We start from the raw sequence: 19982 nt of genomic DNA, 5'->3' as shown, positions 1-19982 counted from the left end.
TGTTACGCCTGCTGACAGTCAGCAATCGCGCTAAGAACGACTTCGTGCGACACTCCGCCGCGCACTTCACTTTTCCCTATGGCCAGCGGAAGCACTAAACGCAGCTCCCCCGCTAACACTTTTTTATCTCGCAGCATGTGCGGCAAATAGTCCTGCGCGGACATCTCGCAAGGGCCATTGACTGGCAACCCGGCCCGTTCGAGTAGAGCGATGATGCGCTGCGTATCAGCAGAACTGAACTGCCCCAAACGCTCGGATGCGCGCGCAGCCATCACTATACCTGCGGCAACGGCTTCACCATGTAACCAATTGCCATATCCCATTTCCGCTTCAATGGCGTGGCCAAAGGTATGTCCAAGATTCAGTAAAGCACGTAAGCCCGCTTCACGCTCGTCGGCGGCAACAACTTCGGCTTTCAGCTCGCAACAACGACGAATACAGTACGCCATCGCCGGGCCGTCCAGACGCAATAGCGCATCCAGATTCTCCTCAAGCCAGGTGAAGAAGTCTGCGTCGAGTATAATGCCGTATTTGATCACCTCTGCCAGTCCCGATGCCAGTTCGCGTGCGGGAAGCGTTTTCAGGCAATCAAGATCGACAACCACAGAAGCGGGTTGGTAAAACGCGCCAATCATGTTTTTGCCAAGGGGATGGTTGACGGCGGTTTTCCCGCCCACGGAAGAATCAACCTGCGACAGTAAGGTAGTTGGCACCTGGATGAAACGTACGCCTCGCTGGTAGCTGGCCGCCGCAAAACCGGTGAGATCGCCAATCACGCCGCCGCCAAGCGCGACCAGCGTGGTATCACGACCATGCGGTTTTTTCAGTAACGCCGTAAACACCGTATCCAGCACCGTCAGGCTCTTATACTGCTCGCCGTCAGGAAGAATCACGCTGTCTACGTTAACGCCTGCCCGTTCGAGTACGCCGCGAACCTTGTCCAGATAAAGCGGCGCCAGGGTTTCGTTGGTCACTAACATGACCTGATCGCCTGATTTCAGCGGCAAGAATGAAGCTGGTTCGTTAAACAAACCAGCCGCGATGGTGATCGGGTAACTACGTTCCCCGAGAGTGACTGTAATCCTCTCCATGACGCGACATCCACCTTAGTTACTTGTGCCCGCTTACCCAGCGTATTCTGCTTGAATTAGTTGCTTTCCAGCATATGAATAATCTGGTTTGCCACAACCTTAGCGCTTTGATCGTCGGTGCGAATGGTGACGTCGGCAATCTCTTCGTACAGCGGATTGCGTTCGTTAGCCAGCGCTTCCAGAACTTCGCGAGGCGGTGCTTCAACCTGCAACAGCGGGCGTTTTTTATCACGCTGCGTGCGCGCCAGTTGTTTTTCGATGGTCGTTTCAAGGTAGACCACGACGCCACGCGCGGAGAGACGGTTACGCGTTTCACGCGATTTTACAGAGCCACCGCCGGTTGCCAGCACAATACCCTGTTTTTCCGTCAATTCGTTGATAACTTTTTCTTCACGATTACGGAAGCCGTCTTCACCTTCAACATCGAAGACCCAGCCCACATCAGCTCCGGTTCGTTTCTCAATCTCTTGATCAGAATCGTAAAATTCCATATTGAGTTGTTGAGCTAACTGGCGCCCAATAGTGCTTTTTCCGGCACCCATAGGCCCAACCAGAAAGATATTGCGTTTCTCTGCCATTTTTTCGGTACTACTAAGACTATTCGTTAATGGTAAACCCGCTTCACAGACACCCAGCGCAGCAGGACATGAACTGAAACCTCATAAGATATTGCGAGAGTCAGACTGAAAATTATCTCAATACTCAAGCGGGTTTGGCAACTGAATAAATCACCAAGCCTGATTGTTGCAAAACCCGAGTTAGCGTTGCCGGATGGCGACCAGAACAACATATCCGGCCTACAAATTGCTCTACTTTCAAACAATTGTGCGCAATTCGCAGAACCAATACGTCTGCATCAGCGGACATTCAGCCGTTTATCATCGGTCTTATGCACACCTTCGGCAAGGCAAAGCGCATTAATCAATGCGTCAGCAACGAAAAGCACGACTCTCAAATCGGTACTCCTTGTATGCTAAATACATCCGCACGTCAAATCCCGCAGATGCGTTCAGTGCAAAAACAGCGCTTTTTTATGCATAAATTATTCTGTCGCCACCAGTCTGGGGGTGATAAACACCACTAATTCGCGTCGCTCGTCCTCTTTGCCGTCATGGCGGAAGAGCTGACCAAGCCAGGGAATATCCCCCAGCAGCGGCACGCTATCGCTACCCGATTTATTTTTTCGCGAAAAAATACCGCCCAGCGCCAGCGTCTCGCCGCTTTTTACCTCTACCTGCGTTTCAATTTCCTGTTTATCTATCGCCAGCACTTCACCATCAGCCTGTTGTAGTACCTGACCGGGGACATTCTGGCTGATATGTAACTTCAGGCGGATGCGCCCTTTTTGCAAAACGGTGGGCGTCACCTCCATTCCCAGCACCGCTTCTTTAAATTCCACGGAGGTCGCGCCGCTTTCGCCGCTGGAAACCTGATAAGGAATTTCGCTGCCTTGCTTGATACTGGCTGGCTGCAGATGGGAAGCCAGCAGCCGGGGGCTGGCGATAATATCCAACTGCTGCTTTTGCTCCAGCGCTGACAGCTCCAGATCCAGCAAGCGTCCGTTAATGCGCCCGATGTTAAACCCGACGCGTGAGGTGGCGGCGGCGACGGATAAATCACTGGAAAGCGTCGTCACGTCACCCACCGAGCCCGCTTGCGTCGCGTCAGCCAGCGTCCACTTTACGCCCAGTTCCCGTAGACTCTTTTCGTTAATGGTGACGATATGCGCCGCCAGCTCCACCTGCGCCACCGGCAGATCCATTTGCGATACCCATTTTTCCAGCTCCGCCAGGGCCGCGCGGTTATCGCGCAACAGCAGGCGGTTGGTGCGCTTATCTACCATGATGGTTCCCTTCGCGCTCAGGAGTTTCTCGCCCGCTTTCGCCAGTTCGGCGGCATCGGCGTATTGCAGGCTAATGCTGCGGTTTTCCAGCGGTAAATTAGCCTGAAGCCTTAACCGCTCGGCATCCTGCCGCGCACTGTGTTCTTTCTGCCAGGCCTGTGAATGAACATGAAGAATATTCCCCTCCTGACGCAGCACCAACCCCGCGCTATTGACCACCGTCTGTAGCGCCTGTTTCCACGGCACATCCGTCAGATGTAGCGATAATGTCCCGCTGACGTCCGGCGACACCACCAGATTCTGCCGATCCTGCTCGGCTAAAGTCTGCAAAACCTGCACCACAGGGACGTCGTCAACCACCAGCGTCACTTTCGCCGCTTTTCCCGCCTGTGCGGCGGGCATCAAGACTATCAGTATTATGGCTATCCATCGCTTCATTGCCCGCTCCCTGACGTAGCCACCGCCACTGCGGCGGCGCACAATTTTTACCGGTCGTTAACGTTAAGGCTTCCGCCGTCAGGCGGACAATCGTCCAACCGTTTTCCAGCGTCTGCCCTTCTTCCACTCGCCGCCATTTTTGCTGGCTGTCTTTAAGAATGCCTGTCCATCGCTCGCCTTTACGCACCGCGCCCTGATACCGCCACTGCGAGAGTTCGGCTATCCGGCAGCGATCTTCCGGCGGGCGGAAGGGATCGCGCATTCCTGTCAACGTCAGCAAACAAAAACAGAGCAATACACTACGGCTAGCCTTCATTCGCCAGGCGCTCCAGTTGCAGCGTTATCAATAATTCCGCCCCCTCTCTACGCAATGAAAACCGACTTACGCTCATCTCGCTTTCGGCCAACCGGACAAACAGTGACGGCACCGCATCCCAGGACGTTTTCAGCGCCATTTCTCCCCCCTGCGCCGATGGCTGCCAGTGCAGCAAACGCAGGGGAGGAGCCTGGAAATCTAACGGCGAAAAAGGACGCGGATTTTCCACGGTGCGCCCGAAAAGCGGTTCAGCCGCGACGCTCAGACGGCGCAGATGACGCCACTGTTGCCGGGCGGCCTCGCGCTTCTGGCTTAACCGCATTTGTTGCGTATCCAGCGTTTTCCAGCCGGGATAGCCCACAGATAACGCGACCATCAGCGTCAGGCACAGCACGCCTGCACACCAACAAAAAACCCGACCACGGCGCGACATCCCGTACCAGATATCAAAGAGCGCGTTCACGGGCGGCGCTCCTCGTTAACTGATAATGGAACTGCCAGCGCCCTTGCGCATCCTGCCGCGTGGTGCCCGTGCGGTTTAGCGGAAAACTGACATAGTGACGAAGCGATGTCTCAAGCGTGAGCAGGGCGTCAAACGTTCTCGCCAGCCCTTCCAGCTCTAGCGTCTCTTGCTGATAATTGAGGCTTGTCAGCCATGCCTGCTCTGGCAACAGGTTGGCAAGGTCAGTCAAGATAGATTGCCAGGCTTGCGTCAGTTCACGCTGCGCCTGACGTTGTAATCGCGCCTGTTGCTGCCGCTGACGCTGCTGCAACTGCGGTATGTTCGCCGCAAGCGCCGTCGTGCGTCCGTTTTCCGCCGTCAGTAGCAGTTCATTAATCCTCCCCTCCTGCCAAAAAACCAACCGGGCGATCGTCGCGAGGCTTGCTATCAGCAGCAGGGACGCGCCCCATACCACGCACCACAGCCGCAGACGCGCTACGTAATGTTGGCGCCGCCAGGGGAGCAAATTGACAGAATGCGCCATCAGCGTATCTCCCCCATGGCTAAACCCAGCGCAATCGCAAAGCGATAACCGTCCGGCGGAACCGGCGGTTGGCGGACGGTAACGACGCGCCAGGGGTCGAATTCGCCTTCGGCGCATAACGAAATATGTTCCGGCACGACGGATAACGTCGCGGCAAGATCATGCAGCGTCGTCGCCTCGCGCGCCGATTTACGCCCCCACGCATAGCGCGTCGCCCACAGCCACTGGCTCTCATCGCGCCAGACCAGACATTGCCGCCCCGAAGGTATAAACGGCAGCAAGCGCTGTAACGCGCAGGCATCGGGAGTTACAGCAGCGATGCGCACATTGAGCGTTTGCGCCAGCGTTAACAGCGCTGAAATTTCTTTGCTTTGCACGGCGGTAACGTTGAACGCGGGGCTCAGCGCATCGTCCTGAAAGTCGAAACGCAATAAGTCCGGATCCATATCCAGCTCACGCGCCATCGTTTGTGAAAGCCATGCGACTTGCTCACGTTCCCGCAGACGCATCGGCGGATGTGGAAAAGCGCGTTGCAATGTCCGATTTGCGGGAAAAGAGAGATAAATACGGTGACGTAGCGGCAGCTCGCGGCTCCAGGGTCGCAGTACGTGAGCCAGCGATTGCGGGTCAGGAATCGTACCCTCTGCCGTGGAGGCGTTCATCAGCGGCAGTCGCCACCAACGTTGCAGAGACCAGCCCGATGCGCCGCGAATAACGGCGATGGCCAGCGCTTCATGCTGCTGAATATGCAATCCTATTTGCCAGGTTTTAAAAGCCATAACGGTCGATCTCCTTATCACCCGTCGCGTTAACGGGTATATCAATGCGTCTGGCTTGCCTTTATACTACCGCGCGTTTGTTTATAAACTGCCCAAATGACACTAAATGGGAAATCTCCAGTGAAGTTCGTAAAGTATTTATTGATCCTTGCAGTATGTTGCATCCTGCTGGGAGCAGGCTCGATTTATGGCCTTTATCGCTATATTGAGCCGCAGCTACCTGACGTCGCGACATTGAAAGATGTGCGTTTGCAAATTCCGATGCAGGTTTACAGCGCGGATGGCGAACTTATCGCGCAATATGGCGAAAAACGTCGTATTCCCGTTACGCTCGATCAAATTCCGCCGGAAATGATCAACGCCTTTATCGCCACCGAAGATAGCCGCTTTTATGAGCATCACGGCATTGACCCGGTAGGTATTTTCCGTGCGGCCAGCGTCGCGCTCTTCTCCGGTCACGCATCGCAGGGAGCAAGTACCATTACCCAGCAACTGGCGCGAAACTTCTTCCTTAGCCCCGAACGCACGCTGATGCGCAAGATCAAGGAAGCGTTTCTGGCGATTCGTATTGAGCAGTTGCTGAATAAAAATGAGATCCTCGAACTCTATCTGAACAAGATCTATCTCGGCTACCGCGCCTATGGCGTTGGCGCGGCGGCACAGGTCTACTTTGGTAAGACGGTCGACCAGCTTAGCCTAAGCGAAATGGCGGTTATCGCCGGGCTACCTAAAGCGCCTTCTACCTTTAACCCGCTCTACTCGATGGATCGGGCGATAGCGCGCCGTAACGTAGTGCTTTCGCGAATGTTAAGCGAGGGATATATCACTCAGGCGCAGTACGATCAGGCCCGTAGCGAACCTATCGACGCAAATTATCACGCGCCGGAAATCGCCTTCTCCGCACCTTATCTGTCGGAAATGGTGCGCCAGGAAATGTATAACCGTTATGGCGAAAGCGCCTACGAAGATGGTTATCGTATTTACACGACCATCACCCGCAAAGTGCAGCAGGCTGCGCAACAGGCGGTACGTAATAACGTGCTGGACTATGACATGCGCCACGGTTATCGCGGCCCGGCGAATGTGCTATGGAAAGTGGGCGAAACGGCGTGGGACAGTAAAAAAATTACCGATACGTTGAAAGCGTTGCCGACCTACGGACCGCTGCTTCCCGCCGTGGTCACCAGCGCTAATCCGCAAGAGGCGACCGCTTCGCTTGCCGACGGTACGTCCGTTTCGCTACATATGGAAGGAATGCGTTGGGCGCGGCCTTACCGCTCGGATACACAGCAGGGGCCGACGCCGCGTAAAGTTACCGATGTCGTCCAGACAGGTCAGCAAATCTGGGTTCGTCAGGTGGATAACGACTGGTGGCTGGCGCAGGTACCGGAAGTGAACTCCGCGCTGGTTTCGCTTAACCCGCAAACAGGCGCAGTACTGGCGCTGGTCGGCGGTTTCGATTTTAATCAGAGTAAATTTAACCGCGCGACGCAAGCTTTGCGTCAGGTGGGGTCGAACATCAAACCGTTCCTCTACACCGCCGCAATGGATAAAGGGCTGACGCTCGCCAGTATGCTCAACGATGTGCCGATTTCCCGCTGGGACGCCGGGGCAGGTTCAGACTGGCGTCCGAAAAACTCCCCGCCGCAGTACGCCGGACCGATTCGTTTACGCCAGGGGCTGGGGCAGTCGAAAAACGTGGTGATGGTACGCGCCATGCGCGCCATGGGCGTCGACTATGCGGCGGAGTATCTGCAACGCTTCGGCTTCCCGGCGCAGAATATCGTGCATACCGAATCGCTGGCGCTGGGCTCCGCCTCCTTCACGCCGATGCAGGTTGCGCGCGGTTATGCGGTGATGGCGAACGGCGGTTTCCTGATCGACCCGTATTTCATCAGCAAGATTGAGAACGATCAGGGCGGCGTGATCTTCGAAGCGAAACCGAAAATCGCCTGCCCGGAGTGCGATATCCCGGTCATTTACGGCAATACGCAGAAATCCGACGTGCTGGAAAACACCAATGTGGAAGAGGTCGCGGTTTCGCAAGAGCAGCAAAACAGCGCCGTACCGATGCCTGAGCTGGAACAGGCAAACCAGGCGCTGGTCGCGCAAAACGGCACGCAGGAGTACGCGCCGCATGTGATCAATACGCCGCTGGCGTTTCTGATCAAAAGCGCGCTGAACACCAATATCTTCGGCGAACCCGGCTGGATGGGTACCGGCTGGCGTGCGGCGCGTGACCTTAAACGTCGCGATATCGGCGGCAAAACCGGTACGACCAACAGCTCGAAAGACGCATGGTTCTCCGGCTATGGTCCTGGCGTCGTCACTTCCGTATGGATCGGCTTTGACGATCACCGCCGTGATTTAGGCCGCACTACCGCTTCCGGCGCGATCAAAGATCAAATCTCCGGCTATGAGGGCGGCGCGAAGAGCGCGCAACCTGCATGGGACGCCTATATGAAAGCCGTGCTGGAAGGCGTGCCGGAACAGCCGCTAACGCCGCCGCCGGGCATCGTCACGGTGAATATCGACCGCAGTACCGGACAACTGGCGAGCGGCGGTAACAGCCGTGAAGAGTATTTCATCGAAGGCACGCAGCCGACACAACAGGCGGTACACGAGGTGGGAACCACCATTATTGATAATGGTGAAACACACGAACTGTTCTGATCAAAAAAGGCGCTCCGGCGCCTTTTTTATTGTGTTTAGCGGATGACGGCGAACGGGGAGACGAACTTTCCGTTGGCTTGATCAACGCCGCGCCATCAGGCAATTCGGCCCTGCGCTTTCAACCACTCGCGTACCAGAAACAGCGCGCTGACGTTGCGGGCCTCGTTAAAATCGGGGTCTTCCAGCAGATCCATTAAATGCGCCAGCGGCCAGCGTACCTGCGGCAATGGCTCAGGCTCGTCGCCTTCCAGCGACTCCGGATAGAGATCTTCCGCCACCACGATATTCATTTTGCTGGAAAAATAAGAGGGCGCCATGCTGAGTTTTTTTAAGAAGGTCAGGTTATGCGCGCCAAACCCGACCTCTTCTTTGAGCTCCCGGTTCGCCGCTTCAAAAACGGTCTCGCCCGGGTCGATCAATCCTTTCGAGAAGCCCAGCTCATAGGATTCGGTTCCCACCGCATACTCACGAATAAGAATCAGATGCTCATCAACGATCGGCACAATCATTACCGCCTCACGGGTTGATGGTCGCATACGTTCATACACGCGACGCACGCCGTTGCTGAACTCCAGATCCACGCTTTCTACGTTAAACAGTCGGGATTGTGCGACGGTTTCCACTTTCAGAATGGTGGGTTTTTGTAATGATTTGCTCATTGTGAGAATCTTTGCAGTGTAATCTGTGGTCATTGTGCGACATACCGCACGGTTTCGGCAATGCGAATTGCCGTTTATTTACATTTATGTAACGTAATAAAAATTAATTCTTATTTCAAATTAAAAGTCAATAGGTTGAAATAACTCCAGGAATTTGCTGATATTCCGTTTTTGGTGGTATTGCTATGATTTGCCTTCACTGGGATGCGCTTTACAATGCTCAAGTTCAACTCCACGCTTGCCGATAGCCAACCACAGAAAAATGTTTATTGGACAGGGTGCGACTGACCACGCCTGACAGACTTAGTAAGATGGGGAAAGCATGAGCACCATTCTGATTTTTATAGCTGCTTTGCTGGCCTGCTCTCTACTGGCAATATGGCGGTTCCGGGTAAAGTCCAGACGAGGGAGCTTACCGTGGATCAGCGCCTTTCAGGACGCGCAAACGCGTAAACTGTTGCCCGAAGAGCGCAGCGCGGTAGAAAACTATCTCGATAACCTTAGCCAGATCCAGCAAGTTCCGGGGCCGACAGGCGCCAGTGCTGCGCCCATCTCGCTGACGTTGAACGCGGAAAGCAACAGTGTCGTGATACTGACCCACTCCATCACCCGCTACGGCATTACCACTGACGATCCTAATAAATGGCGCTACTACCTCGACTCCGTCGAAGTCCATCTGCCGCCTTTCTGGGAACAGTACATCAATGATGAAAACAACGTTGAGCTGATCCTCACGGATACGCTGCCGCTGGTGATCTCTTTAAACGGCCATACGCTGCAAGAGTATATGCAGGAGTCGCGCGGTTACGCGCTACAGAATACGGCCTCTACGCAGGCGTCGATTCGCGGCGAAGAGAGCGAGCAGATTGAGCTGTTGAATATCCGTCAGGAGACCCACGAAGAATATGCGCTCAGCCGCCCGGCTGGCTTGCGCGAAGCGTTGTTAATCGTCGCCTCCTTTTTGTTATTCTTTTTCTGTCTGATAACACCAGACGTTTTTGTACCGTGGATGATAGGCGGCGCGATCCTGCTGCTGGCAGCCGGACTTTGGGGACTTTTTGCTCCGCCGTCGAAAAGCGCGCTGCGGGAAATTCACTGTCTGCGGGGAACGCCCCGCCGCTGGGGACTGTTTGGGGAGAATAATCAGGAGCAGATTAACAATATTTCGCTGGGCATCATCGACCTTATTTACCCTGCCCACTGGCAACCCTACATTACGCAGGATCTTGGGCAACAAACGGATATTGATATTTATCTTGATCGCCATGTCGCCCGCCAGGGCCGGTTTTTATCCCTGCATGATGAAGTGAAAAACTTTCCGTTGCAGCACTGGTTACGCAGCACTGTTATTGCTATCGGTTCGCTGCTGGTGTTGTTTATGCTGCTGTTCTGGATCCCGCTGGATATGCCAATCAAGTTCACGCTATCGTGGATGAAAGGCGCGCAAACCATTGAAGCGACAACGGTAAAACAGCTTGAAAAAGCTGGCGTGCGGGTGGGCGATACGCTGCACCTGAGCGGTAAAGGAATGTGTAATATTCATTCCGGGGCGACCTGGAGCGGCCAGTCTAACTCACCGTTTATGCCGTTCGATTGCTCGCAAATCATCTGGAATGACGCGCCTGCGCTACCGTTGCCGGAATCAGACCTGGTGAATAAAGCGATGGCGCTAAGCCAGGCGGTAAATCGTCAGCTCCATCCAAAACCCGAAGACGACTCGCGCGTCAGCGCATCTTTACGCTCCGCGATCCAAAAATCGGGCATGGTATTATTAGATGATTTTGGCGATATTGTTCTGAAAACCGCTGATTTGTGCGCGGCGGAAGACGAGTGCGTGCGTCTGAAAAATGCGCTGGTTAATCTCGGTAACAGTAAGGACTGGAACGCGCTGGTGAAACGCGCGAACGCCGGCAAACTGGACGGCGTCAACGTGCTGCTACGCCCCGTAAGCGCAGAGTCGCTGGAAAATCTGGTCACGACCTCAACGGCGCCGTTTATTTCTCGCGAGACCGCGCGTGCCGCCCAGTCGCTGAATAGCCCCGCTCCCGGCGGATTCCTGATCGCCAGCGATGAAGGCAGCGAACTGGTTGATCAGGCCTGGCCGTCAACGCCGCTGTATGACTATCCCGCGCAGGAACAGTGGAGCGCCTTCCAGCGTCTGGCGCAAACGCTCATGCAGACGCCATTTAGCGCCGAGGGCATTGTCACCAGCGTGTATACCGATGCCAACGGCACGCAGCATATCAGCCTGCATCGTATCCCCGATAAATCCGGCTGGTGGCGTTACCTCGGTACCACGCTGCTGATGCTGGCAATGATAGTGAGCGCGGTCTACAACGGCATTCAGGCGTTCAGACGTTATCAACGCCACCGTACCCGTATGGCGGACATCCAGGAATACTATGAAAGCTGCCTCAATCCCAGGTTAACCGTCTCTCCGGAAAATCTCATCTGATCGCGCCGCCGTGCGACAGGGTATGCTACCCTGTCGCGCAAATTGCGTTACCCTGGAGTTCCCCATGCATATTGATATTGACTGGCAAAACGTGGATACCGTTTTGCTGGATATGGACGGCACGCTGCTCGATCTCGCGTTCGATAACTATTTCTGGCAAAAGCTGGTACCGGAAACCTACGGCGCGCAGCAGGGTATTTCGCCACAGGACGCGCAGGAATATATTCGTCAGCAGTATCATGCCGTACAGCATACGCTAAACTGGTACTGTCTGGATTACTGGAGCGAGCGTCTGGGTCTGGATATTTGCGCTATGACGACGGCGCAAGGGCCGCGCGCCGTTTTGCGCGACGATACCGTACCGTTTCTGAATGCGTTAAAAGCCAGCGGAAAACGTCGGATTCTGCTCACCAATGCGCATCCACATAACCTGGCGGTGAAGCTGGAGCATACCGGTCTGGCCTCACACCTTGATTTATTACTTTCCACCCACACATTTGGTTATCCCAAAGAGGATCAGCGGTTATGGCGCGCTGTCACTGAGGAAACGGGAATAAGCGCAGAGAAAACGCTGTTTATCGATGACAGCGAACCGATTCTCGACGCCGCCGCCCGGTTTGGTATTCGCTACTGTCTTGGCGTGACGAATCCTGATTCCGGCCTGGCGGAAAAGCACTATACGCGCCATCCGTCCCTGAACGACTACCGCCGTCTGATCCCCTCGCTGATGTGAAGGAGACGCCATGAAAGAAAAGTCCTCCGTTGAGGTCAGACTGGATAAATGGCTGTGGGCCGCGCGTTTTTATAAAACCCGCGCGCTGGCCCGCGAGATGATTGAAGGCGGTAAGGTGCATTACAACGGCCAGCGCAGTAAGCCGAGCAAAATCGTCGAGCTGAACGCTACCCTTACCCTGCGTCAGGGAAATGACGAACGGACGGTGATCGTTAAAGCCATCACCGAACAGCGCCGTCCGGCCAGCGAAGCCGTCGCTCTGTATGAAGAGACGGCGGAAAGCGTGGAAAAACGCGAAAAAATGGCGCAGGCGCGCAAGCTTAACGCCCTGACCATGCCGCATCCGGACAGGCGACCGGACAAGAAAGAGCGCCGCGACCTGTTACGATTTAAACACGGCGACAGCGAATAACTGTCACCCGCAAGAGAGATGATTATGCCGCAACATGACCAATTACATCGTTATCTGTTTGAAAACTTTGCCGTTCGCGGCGAGCTGGTGACCGTTTCGGAAACCTTGCAACAGATCCTCGACAATCATACCTACCCGCAGCCGGTGAAAACCGTACTGGCCGAACTGCTGGTCGCCACTAGCCTGCTGACCGCGACGCTGAAGTTTGCCGGTGACATTACGGTACAGCTCCAGGGCGACGGGCCGTTAAGCCTGGCGGTGATCAATGGCAATAATCAGCAGCAGATGCGCGGCGTGGCTCGCGTTCAGGGCGACATCCCTGACAATGCGGATCTCAAAACGCTGGTTGGCAACGGCTATCTGGTGATCACCATTACGCCGGAAGAGGGTGAGCGCTATCAGGGCGTGGTGGGTCTGGAAGGCGATACTCTGGCGGCGTGCCTGGAAGATTACTTCCTGCGCTCCGAGCAGTTGCCGACGCGCCTGTTTATCCGTACCGGCGATGTCGACGGTAAACCGGCGGCAGGTGGAATGTTGCTTCAGGTGATGCCGGCACAGAATGCGCAGGCGGAAGATTTCGACCATCTGGCTATGTTGACGGAAACCATTAAAAGCGAAGAGCTGCTGACGTTACCGGCAAATGACGTGCTGTGGCGTTTGTATCACGAAGAAGAAGTCACGCTCTACGATCCGCAAGATGTTGAATTCAAATGCACCTGTTCACGCGAACGTTGCGCGGGCGCGCTGAAAACATTGCCGGATGAAGAAGTGGACAGCATTCTGGCGGAAGAAGGCGAAATCGATATGCACTGCGATTACTGCGGCAATCATTATCTGTTCAATGCGATGGATATCGCGGAGATCCGTAACAACGCCTCTCCTGCCGATCCACAGGTTCATTAATCGCCTTTCAGTCGACAACATCATTGCCTGATGGCGGCGCTTATCTGGCCTACAGCATCCCGCTCCGTAGGCCGGATAAGACATTTATGCCGCCATCAGGCAAAAAGCTTACTCGTTGTAGTAATCCACATCCAACCGCTGACCATCAACAATGATATCGCGCCAGGCTTTGGGGGCTGAGTCTAACCGATGCCCGGCAATCGCGTGCAACAGTTGCGTCTTAGAAAACCCGTCCGGCAATCGGGCGAACGCTTTCTGCGTCCATTTCCCCTCTTTTAAGCCGTAGACCTGGCTCTCGGCAACAATAAAGTTATACAGCACCTGCTCAGGCTGACCGTCGCCGTTAAGATCCTGACTCACCAGCACGCAGGCATCCGGTTCAAGGCAGGAATCGTCCGAATAACTCTGCTCTTTGACAAACGCCCAAAATGCGGCATCCGGCTTCTGGCTACCGGGCGCAATCATCACCACCCGCGCTAAATCGTCCGCCGTCGGAGAGACCTTATTTCTCTGCAAAAACGTCATCAGTTCACGATTGCGCTTTCTGTTCTGCGTAAACGCCTCGTCATCCCGCAACGATTTCAGCGCTTCCTGGCCAGGTTTGCCGCTGTGATCCAGCATATACAGGCTGATCTGATCCGCAGTAATTTTACCGCTATGGTAACGCACCATATGGCTGTTGACGCTAATACGCCAGACATCAAGTACAGGCGAGGCCAGCAACAGCAATATCACCAGCGTTAACAAAGAGACGCTCAGTATCACCTTGCCTTGCCACTCACCAGGGTCGCGTCCGCGGCGTAACAGACCGATCAGATAACCGAAGGACCATACCAGCAAGACAGACGCCGTCAGCGCGCCATACAGACGATCCGGCGTCCAGCCGTATTGCTGAATGCGTACCCATAACGCCCAGCCCGCCAGCAGCATATATATCGGGGCAACGCACAGCGAGGCGCTAATCATGCCGCGTAGTACGCGCGGATAGGGTAATACGCGCTTTTGCGGTTCGTTGACAATCGCCACGAGGAGCAGCAGCATCAGCGTCAGCGTGGATAGCAGCCCCGCAGCGGAAACACGCGCAGAAATCGCCTCCAGTCCGGTAAAGGGTAACGTCACAATAAACAGCAATGCCAGCAGCGACACCACCGGCAGTAAACCCGTCGCGATCAGCGTCAGCAGCTTTTGCACCGCCGCCACAAGGCGCGACTGCGTGCGGGCGAGAATGACCGCCAGCGCCGTAATCAGGCCGATGGTCACATAAATAAAGGCTTCAGTTTCAAAGAAAAGGGTGCTGAAAAAGCGGATGCCCACCAGCCTGAATAGCGCGCTCCAGAGCAGAAGCACCAGCCAGAACAGTCCGTTGGCGACCAGGACGATAAACAATGTCAGTACGTTATGCCATAACCGCAGATAAAACTGGGGATAACGCGCCGAACCGGTTTGCGAATGTAGCTGATATTGCATCCAGGGCAATACCAGCATCGCCATCAACACAAGCCGGAGACCATACAGCCAGAGGAGCTCAGCCAGGCGCCATTTCTCCACCGCCTCAACCTGCCATTTCAGCCAGCCGCTCATTGCCAGCACGACCACAAAGATCAGCCCCAGCCAGCCCCACAGCGCGCGCTGTTTAAAAGAGACCACGGTAAGCAATAGCATTGACGACAACGCTATCGTCGCAGGCATACCATAGAACAGCCAGTCGCTATTTTGTGGTACCAGCCAGGCCATCAGCAGGTAGCACAAGACGCCCTGCAGCAAACCGGTGAGCAACATACCCCAGCGAGTAGTACGTGAAAGCGCTACACTTTCCATGTCGTTATCCAGAATGATGAGAAAGTCGCATTATTGCATCATCTGTTCACCGCCAGGCGTCGTCATGCATAATTCAGAAAAAAACGCAGAGAGGTGAATCGATATTGTTAATGTTGGTGTTACGTAACTTTCTTACATGAATGCGATTACAGTCACATTATGTCGGTCAAAAACACTTCCTTTTAACGTTTTCAGAACATTTTCCACAACAAAAGTAGGTTTCCTGCCATAATAACCGCCGCTGCGTGACAGGAGTCACAGTGTTTTTCGTCAATCGTGATTTTGTCCAGATACGTAAATCTATGAGCCTTGTCGCGGTTAACCAACCTCAAAAAACCTTACTATTTTCGGTAATATATATTGGCTAAGGAGCAGTGATATGCGCGTTAACAATTTAACCCCGCAAGATCTCAAGGCTTATGGTATCAACGACGTCCAGGATATCGTTTACAATCCCAGCTACGACACCCTTTATCAGGAAGAACTTAATCCTGGTCTGGAAGGCTATGAGCGTGGCGTGTTAACTAACCTGGGCGCTGTTGCCGTTGATACCGGTATTTTTACCGGTCGTTCGCCTAAGGATAAGTACATTGTTCGCGACGACACCACGCGTGATACGCTGTGGTGGTCCGATAAGGGTAAAGGTAAAAACGATAATAAGCCGCTTTCTCAGGAAACCTGGCAACACCTGAAAGGTCTGGTGACGCATCAGCTTTCCGGTAAACGCTTATTCATTGTTGATGCGTTCTGCGGCGCAAATGCCGATACGCGTCTTTCCGTGCGCTTTATTACGGAAGTCGCCTGGCAGGCCCACTTCGTTAAAAATATGTTCATTCGCCCAACGGACGAAGAGCTGGTAGGCTTCAAACCTGACTTTATTGTCATGAACGGCGCGAAGTGCACCAACCCGCAGTGGAAAGAGCAAGGGCTGAACTCGGAAAACTTCGTGGCGTTCAACCTGACTGAACGTATTCAGCTTATTGGCGGCACCTGGTACGGCGGCGAAATGAAAAAAGGGATGTTCTCGGTAATGAACTACCTGCTGCCGCTCAAAGGTATCGCCTCAATGCACTGTTCCGCCAACGTGGGTGAAAAAGGCGATGTCGCGGTCTTCTTCGGCCTTTCCGGTACCGGAAAAACCACTCTGTCCACCGACCCGAAACGTCGTCTGATTGGCGATGATGAGCACGGTTGGGATGACGACGGCGTGTTCAACTTTGAAGGCGGCTGCTACGCCAAAACCATCAAACTGTCGAAAGAAGCGGAGCCAGAAATTTATCATGCGATTCGCCGTGATGCGCTGCTGGAAAACGTCACCGTGCGCGAAGACGGCACCGTTGATTTCGATGATGGTTCCAAAACCGAAAACACCCGCGTCTCTTACCCGATCTATCATATCGATAACATCGTTAAGCCCGTGTCCAAAGCAGGTCACGCCACCAAGGTTATCTTCCTGACGGCGGACGCCTTCGGCGTGTTGCCGCCGGTTTCCCGTTTAACCGCTAACCAGACGCAGTACCACTTCCTGTCGGGTTTCACCGCTAAACTGGCCGGCACCGAACGCGGCGTCACCGAACCGACCCCCACCTTCTCCGCCTGCTTCGGCGCCGCGTTCCTGACGCTGCACCCGACGCAGTATGCTGAGGTGCTGGTGAAACGTATGCAGGCAGCAGGCGCGCAGGCTTATCTGGTTAACACCGGCTGGAATGGCACCGGCAAACGTATCTCCATCAAAGATACGCGCGCGATTATCGACGCCATTCTGAACGGTTCTCTTGATAACGCGGAAACCTTCCGTCTGCCGCTGTTCGATCTGGCGATCCCGACTGAACTGCCAGGCGTGGATACCCACATTCTCGACCCGCGTAACACCTACGCGTCGCCGGAACAATGGCAGGAAAAAGCCACCGCGCTGGCGAAACTGTTCATTGAGAACTTCGAGAAGTATACGGATACCCCGGCAGGCGAAGCGCTGGTTAGCGCCGGACCGAAGCTGTAAGGAACAGGCCGGATGGCGGCTTTGAACGGCGTCATCCGGCGTTAAGAAGAAAGGGAGGGTAATACCTCCCTTTCTTATGCCTCTTTTGTCGTCCCCTGGACGCGAGCCACAGGAACCGGTAGCCAGGCGCGAATTGACAATCCGCCACGCTCGCTGGTGCCAATCTCCAGCATCCCGTTATGGTTATCGATAATGCGCTGCACAATCGCCAGCCCCAGCCCTGTGCCGCTGGTGCTACGGGCGCTGTCGCCGCGTACAAAAGGCTGGAACAGATGTTTACGCTGCTCCGGCTTAATGCCCGGCCCGTCATCTTCTACCTGGAACCAGGCGCGATGCGACTCGGTGCCGCTACTGACCTTAATCCAACCGTTGCCATAACGGGCAGCATTAACCACCATATTCGCCACCGCGCGCTTAATCGAGAGCGGGTGCATTTTCACCTGGATACTGCCTGCCTGAAGCGCAGTGTTAATCTCACGCTCATAGCCGCTTTCCGCCGCAATCACCTCGCCCAGTACGGAATTGAGATCCGCCATCTCCATTGGCATTTCCTGACCGGTACGCAGATAGTCAATAAACTGTTCGATAATGGCGTTACACTCTTCGATGTCTTTATTGATCGACTCCGCGAGATAACCGTCTTCCTCGCCCATCATCTCCGTCGCCAGACGAATACGGGTCAGCGGCGTGCGCAAGTCGTGGCTGACGCCCGCCATCAATAGCGTACGGTCATCAGCCAATTGTTTCACGCCGGCTGCCATATGGTTAAACGCCCGAGTCACAGAGCGCACCTCAGAGGCGCCATATTCACGCAGCGGCGGCGGAATAATTCCCTTCCCTACCTGCAGGGCGGCATGTTCAAGATCCACTAACGGTCGGTTCTGTATACGAATAAACAGCCACGCGCCGCCTATCGCCAGGAGCATAATCGCCAGCGTGTAACGGAAAAGCGGAGAAAAATCGCCCTGATGAATCTCGGTCAGCGGCACGCGCACCCAGATATTGGGCGACAGCCAGGTTTTGAGCCACACGACAGGCGAGCTTTTGTTGACCTCAACGCGCACTTCCGTCGGGCCGCCTAATTGCTGCGCCATCTGGTGGCTTAAGAATTCGTAGTGTTGCGCCCAACGCAGCCCGGCCTCTTCGGCGGCTTCGTTGGTGTAGAGAGAGATCCCCAGCTCGCGATAGATTTCCCGACGAAACGCAGGCGGCACGACTAACTGCGTGCCGTCCTCCAGTTGCAGCTTATCGGTCATCAGCATACGGACTTCGTAAGCCAGAACCTTATTAAACTGCTGGAGGCTCGGCAAAATCGCGAAGTTCAGCACCACCAGGTAGGTCGTCACCAGGCTGACGAACAGCAAAGTGACGATGAGCAACAGCGTGCGGGCAAATGAACTTCGCGGCGAGAAGCGCATTCGCCTCATGCTTTAGAACCGTCCGGTACGAAGACGTAGCCCAGGCCCCAGACGGTCTGAATATAACGCGGATGCGCCGGATCTTCTTCCACCATACGGCGCAGGCGGGAGATCTGGACGTCGATGGAGCGTTCCATCGCGGAATACTCGCGGCCACGGGCCAGATTCATCAGCTTATCGCGAGAGAGCGGCTCGCGCGGGTGGCTTACCAGCGCTTTCAGTACCGCAAACTCCCCGCTGGTCAGCGGCATCGGTTCATCTTCACGGAACATCTCGCGCGTACCGAGGTTCAGTTTAAACTTACCGAACGCGATAACGGCCTCTTCCTGCGACGGCGCGCCGGGCAGTTCGTTTGCCTGACGACGTAGCACGGCGCGGATACGCGCCAACAGCTCGCGCGGGTTAAACGGTTTAGGAATGTAGTCATCGGCGCCGATTTCCAGCCCGACGATACGGTCAACCTCTTCACCCTTCGCCGTGACCATAATGATCGGCATTGGATTACTCTGACTACGCAGGCGACGACAAATCGACAGACCATCTTCACCTGGCAGCATTAAATCCAGTACCATGAGATGGAAAGATTCACGGGTCAGCAGACGATCCATCTGCTCGGCGTTAGCGACGCTTCGAACCTGGAAGCCCTGCTCGGTCAAATAACGTTCCAGTAGCGCCCGCAGACGCATATCGTCATCAACCACCAGAATCTTATAATTCTCTTGCATTGTCTGTACTCCCAAAGGTTCGCAACAAATGTAAGTGTGTATTCTTAAAAAAGCTCACGTGAGTCACCAGCAAATTCTGGTATGAATTTCAGGCTAAATTGTTACAAAGCATATTTAACAGCAGCTTAAATATACAATTAATCGGCAACCCCATTATTTATTCTGTCGGGACGATCACGTTATACCCCGTGTGCGCAATATCGACAGCAAAGGTAAATCAACGAGATGAAAACGCCCCTGATCACCCGCGAAGGGTACGAAACACTCAAACAAGAGCTCAATTATCTCTGGCGTGAAGAGCGCCCGGAGGTCACCAAAAAAGTGACCTGGGCTGCGAGTCTGGGCGACCGCAGCGAGAATGCCGACTATCAGTATAATAAAAAGCGCCTGCGTGAGATCGACAGACGCGTCAGATATCTGACCAAATGCATGGAAAATCTCAAAATCGTGGATTATTCCCCGCAGCAGGAGGGCAAAGTCTTCTTCGGCGCCTGGGTGGAAATTGAAAATGATGACGGCGATACGCTGAAGTTCCGCATTGTCGGCTACGATGAAATTTTCGGACGTAAGGATTACATCTCTATCGACTCGCCGATGGCGCGGGCGCTACTGAAAAAAGAAGTGGGCGATCTGGCGGTGGTCAACACCCCTGTCGGCGAAGCAAACTGGTACGTCAATGCGATCGAATACGTCAAATAAGACAAGAAGAATCCTAAGCCCCCGCTGATGGCTGG

The 19982-nt window shown here is 54.6% G+C and carries 18 protein-coding genes; 7 read left to right on the top strand and 11 right to left on the bottom strand.

Translation table 11 applies throughout. From position 1 onward, the window contains the following. Nucleotides 1-2: 2 nt before the first annotated feature. The 7 genes from aroB to LCS67_RS01665 form a co-directional block, all read right to left on the bottom strand. Entirely contained in the window at nucleotides 3-1091 is a 1089-nt protein-coding gene (gene aroB, locus LCS67_RS01695) for a 3-dehydroquinate synthase (protein WP_000439821.1), read from the bottom strand. A gap of 56 nt (nucleotides 1092-1147) precedes the next feature. Next, on the bottom strand, nucleotides 1148-1669 hold the full coding sequence (aroK, locus tag LCS67_RS01690; RefSeq protein WP_000818621.1) for a shikimate kinase AroK: 522 nt from the start codon (nucleotides 1667-1669) through the stop codon (nucleotides 1148-1150). Nucleotides 1670-2133: 464 nt separating this feature from the next. Next, nucleotides 2134-3372 carry a DNA uptake porin HofQ gene (gene hofQ / locus LCS67_RS01685; RefSeq protein WP_031567546.1) on the bottom strand — a complete coding sequence of 413 codons (1239 nt, stop codon included), beginning with the start codon at nucleotides 3370-3372 and terminating at the stop codon, nucleotides 2134-2136. Continuing rightward, complete coding sequence (locus LCS67_RS01680) at nucleotides 3287-3688, bottom strand: HofP DNA utilization family protein (protein WP_000648142.1); 402 nt, start codon at nucleotides 3686-3688, stop codon at nucleotides 3287-3289. The genes hofQ and LCS67_RS01680 overlap by 86 nt, the downstream gene beginning before the upstream one ends. Next, entirely contained in the window at nucleotides 3678-4151 is a 474-nt protein-coding gene (locus LCS67_RS01675; protein ID WP_000992473.1) for a hypothetical protein, read from the bottom strand. The genes LCS67_RS01680 and LCS67_RS01675 overlap by 11 nt, the downstream gene beginning before the upstream one ends. Beyond that, nucleotides 4135-4674 (bottom strand): PilN domain-containing protein, encoded by a 540-nt coding sequence (locus tag LCS67_RS01670; protein WP_000951391.1) that lies wholly within the window; start codon nucleotides 4672-4674, stop codon nucleotides 4135-4137. Before LCS67_RS01670 ends, LCS67_RS01675 begins: the two co-directional genes overlap by 17 nt. Further along, entirely contained in the window at nucleotides 4674-5453 is a 780-nt protein-coding gene (locus tag LCS67_RS01665) for a hypothetical protein (RefSeq protein WP_000874742.1), read from the bottom strand. Before LCS67_RS01665 ends, LCS67_RS01670 begins: the two co-directional genes overlap by 1 nt. A 120-nt stretch (nucleotides 5454-5573) precedes the next feature. Between LCS67_RS01665 and mrcA the strand changes: the two genes are divergently transcribed. Then, nucleotides 5574-8126 (top strand): peptidoglycan glycosyltransferase/peptidoglycan DD-transpeptidase MrcA, encoded by a 2553-nt coding sequence (mrcA, locus tag LCS67_RS01660; protein WP_000673815.1) that lies wholly within the window; start codon nucleotides 5574-5576, stop codon nucleotides 8124-8126. 95 nt (nucleotides 8127-8221) lie between these two features. On the opposite strand, the gene nudE is transcribed toward mrcA, so the two are convergent. Continuing rightward, complete coding sequence (gene nudE / locus LCS67_RS01655; RefSeq protein ID WP_000045725.1) at nucleotides 8222-8785, bottom strand: ADP compounds hydrolase NudE; 564 nt, start codon at nucleotides 8783-8785, stop codon at nucleotides 8222-8224. 322 nt (nucleotides 8786-9107) lie between these two features. Here nudE and igaA point away from each other — a divergent pair, with 322 nt between their 5' ends. The 4 genes from igaA (at nucleotide 9108) to hslO (ending at nucleotide 13288) form a co-directional block, all read left to right on the top strand. Further along, nucleotides 9108-11240 carry an intracellular growth attenuator protein IgaA gene (igaA, locus tag LCS67_RS01650; RefSeq protein WP_000104092.1) on the top strand — a complete coding sequence of 711 codons (2133 nt, stop codon included), beginning with the start codon at nucleotides 9108-9110 and terminating at the stop codon, nucleotides 11238-11240. Between the two features lie 64 nt (nucleotides 11241-11304). After that, nucleotides 11305-11973 carry a GMP/IMP nucleotidase gene (gene yrfG / locus LCS67_RS01645; RefSeq protein WP_001520508.1) on the top strand — a complete coding sequence of 223 codons (669 nt, stop codon included), beginning with the start codon at nucleotides 11305-11307 and terminating at the stop codon, nucleotides 11971-11973. A gap of 10 nt (nucleotides 11974-11983) precedes the next feature. After that, complete coding sequence (hslR, locus tag LCS67_RS01640; protein WP_000660721.1) at nucleotides 11984-12385, top strand: ribosome-associated heat shock protein Hsp15; 402 nt, start codon at nucleotides 11984-11986, stop codon at nucleotides 12383-12385. A 24-nt stretch (nucleotides 12386-12409) separates the two neighbouring features. Then, a complete protein-coding gene (gene hslO / locus LCS67_RS01635) occupies nucleotides 12410-13288 on the top strand; it encodes an Hsp33 family molecular chaperone HslO (RefSeq protein ID WP_001135571.1) in 879 nt (292 codons plus the stop codon). A gap of 108 nt (nucleotides 13289-13396) precedes the next feature. Here the strand turns inward: hslO and LCS67_RS01630 are convergent, their stop codons facing one another. After that, on the bottom strand, nucleotides 13397-15106 hold the full coding sequence (locus LCS67_RS01630; RefSeq protein ID WP_031567536.1) for a DUF4153 domain-containing protein: 1710 nt from the start codon (nucleotides 15104-15106) through the stop codon (nucleotides 13397-13399). A 379-nt stretch (nucleotides 15107-15485) separates the two neighbouring features. Here LCS67_RS01630 and pckA point away from each other — a divergent pair, with 379 nt between their 5' ends. Beyond that, nucleotides 15486-17105, top strand: coding sequence for a phosphoenolpyruvate carboxykinase (ATP) (gene pckA / locus LCS67_RS01625; protein ID WP_001265689.1), 1620 nt, complete (start codon nucleotides 15486-15488; stop codon nucleotides 17103-17105). Between the two features lie 74 nt (nucleotides 17106-17179). On the opposite strand, the gene envZ is transcribed toward pckA, so the two are convergent. After that, complete coding sequence (envZ, locus tag LCS67_RS01620; protein ID WP_001253818.1) at nucleotides 17180-18532, bottom strand: two-component system sensor histidine kinase EnvZ; 1353 nt, start codon at nucleotides 18530-18532, stop codon at nucleotides 17180-17182. Continuing rightward, complete coding sequence (ompR, locus tag LCS67_RS01615; RefSeq protein ID WP_001157751.1) at nucleotides 18529-19248, bottom strand: two-component system response regulator OmpR; 720 nt, start codon at nucleotides 19246-19248, stop codon at nucleotides 18529-18531. Before ompR ends, envZ begins: the two co-directional genes overlap by 4 nt. Nucleotides 19249-19473: 225 nt before the next feature. On the opposite strand from ompR, the gene greB reads away from it, so the two are divergent. After that, complete coding sequence (gene greB / locus LCS67_RS01610) at nucleotides 19474-19947, top strand: transcription elongation factor GreB (RefSeq protein WP_000856695.1); 474 nt, start codon at nucleotides 19474-19476, stop codon at nucleotides 19945-19947. Nucleotides 19948-19982: the final 35 nt, after the last annotated feature.

This window comes from Salmonella sp. A7 (assembly GCF_020181675.1).
GTDB lineage: Bacteria > Pseudomonadota > Gammaproteobacteria > Enterobacterales > Enterobacteriaceae > Salmonella > Salmonella enterica.
Note: the sequence above shows the minus strand (reverse complement) of the source record. Positions and strands in the feature narration are given on the sequence as shown.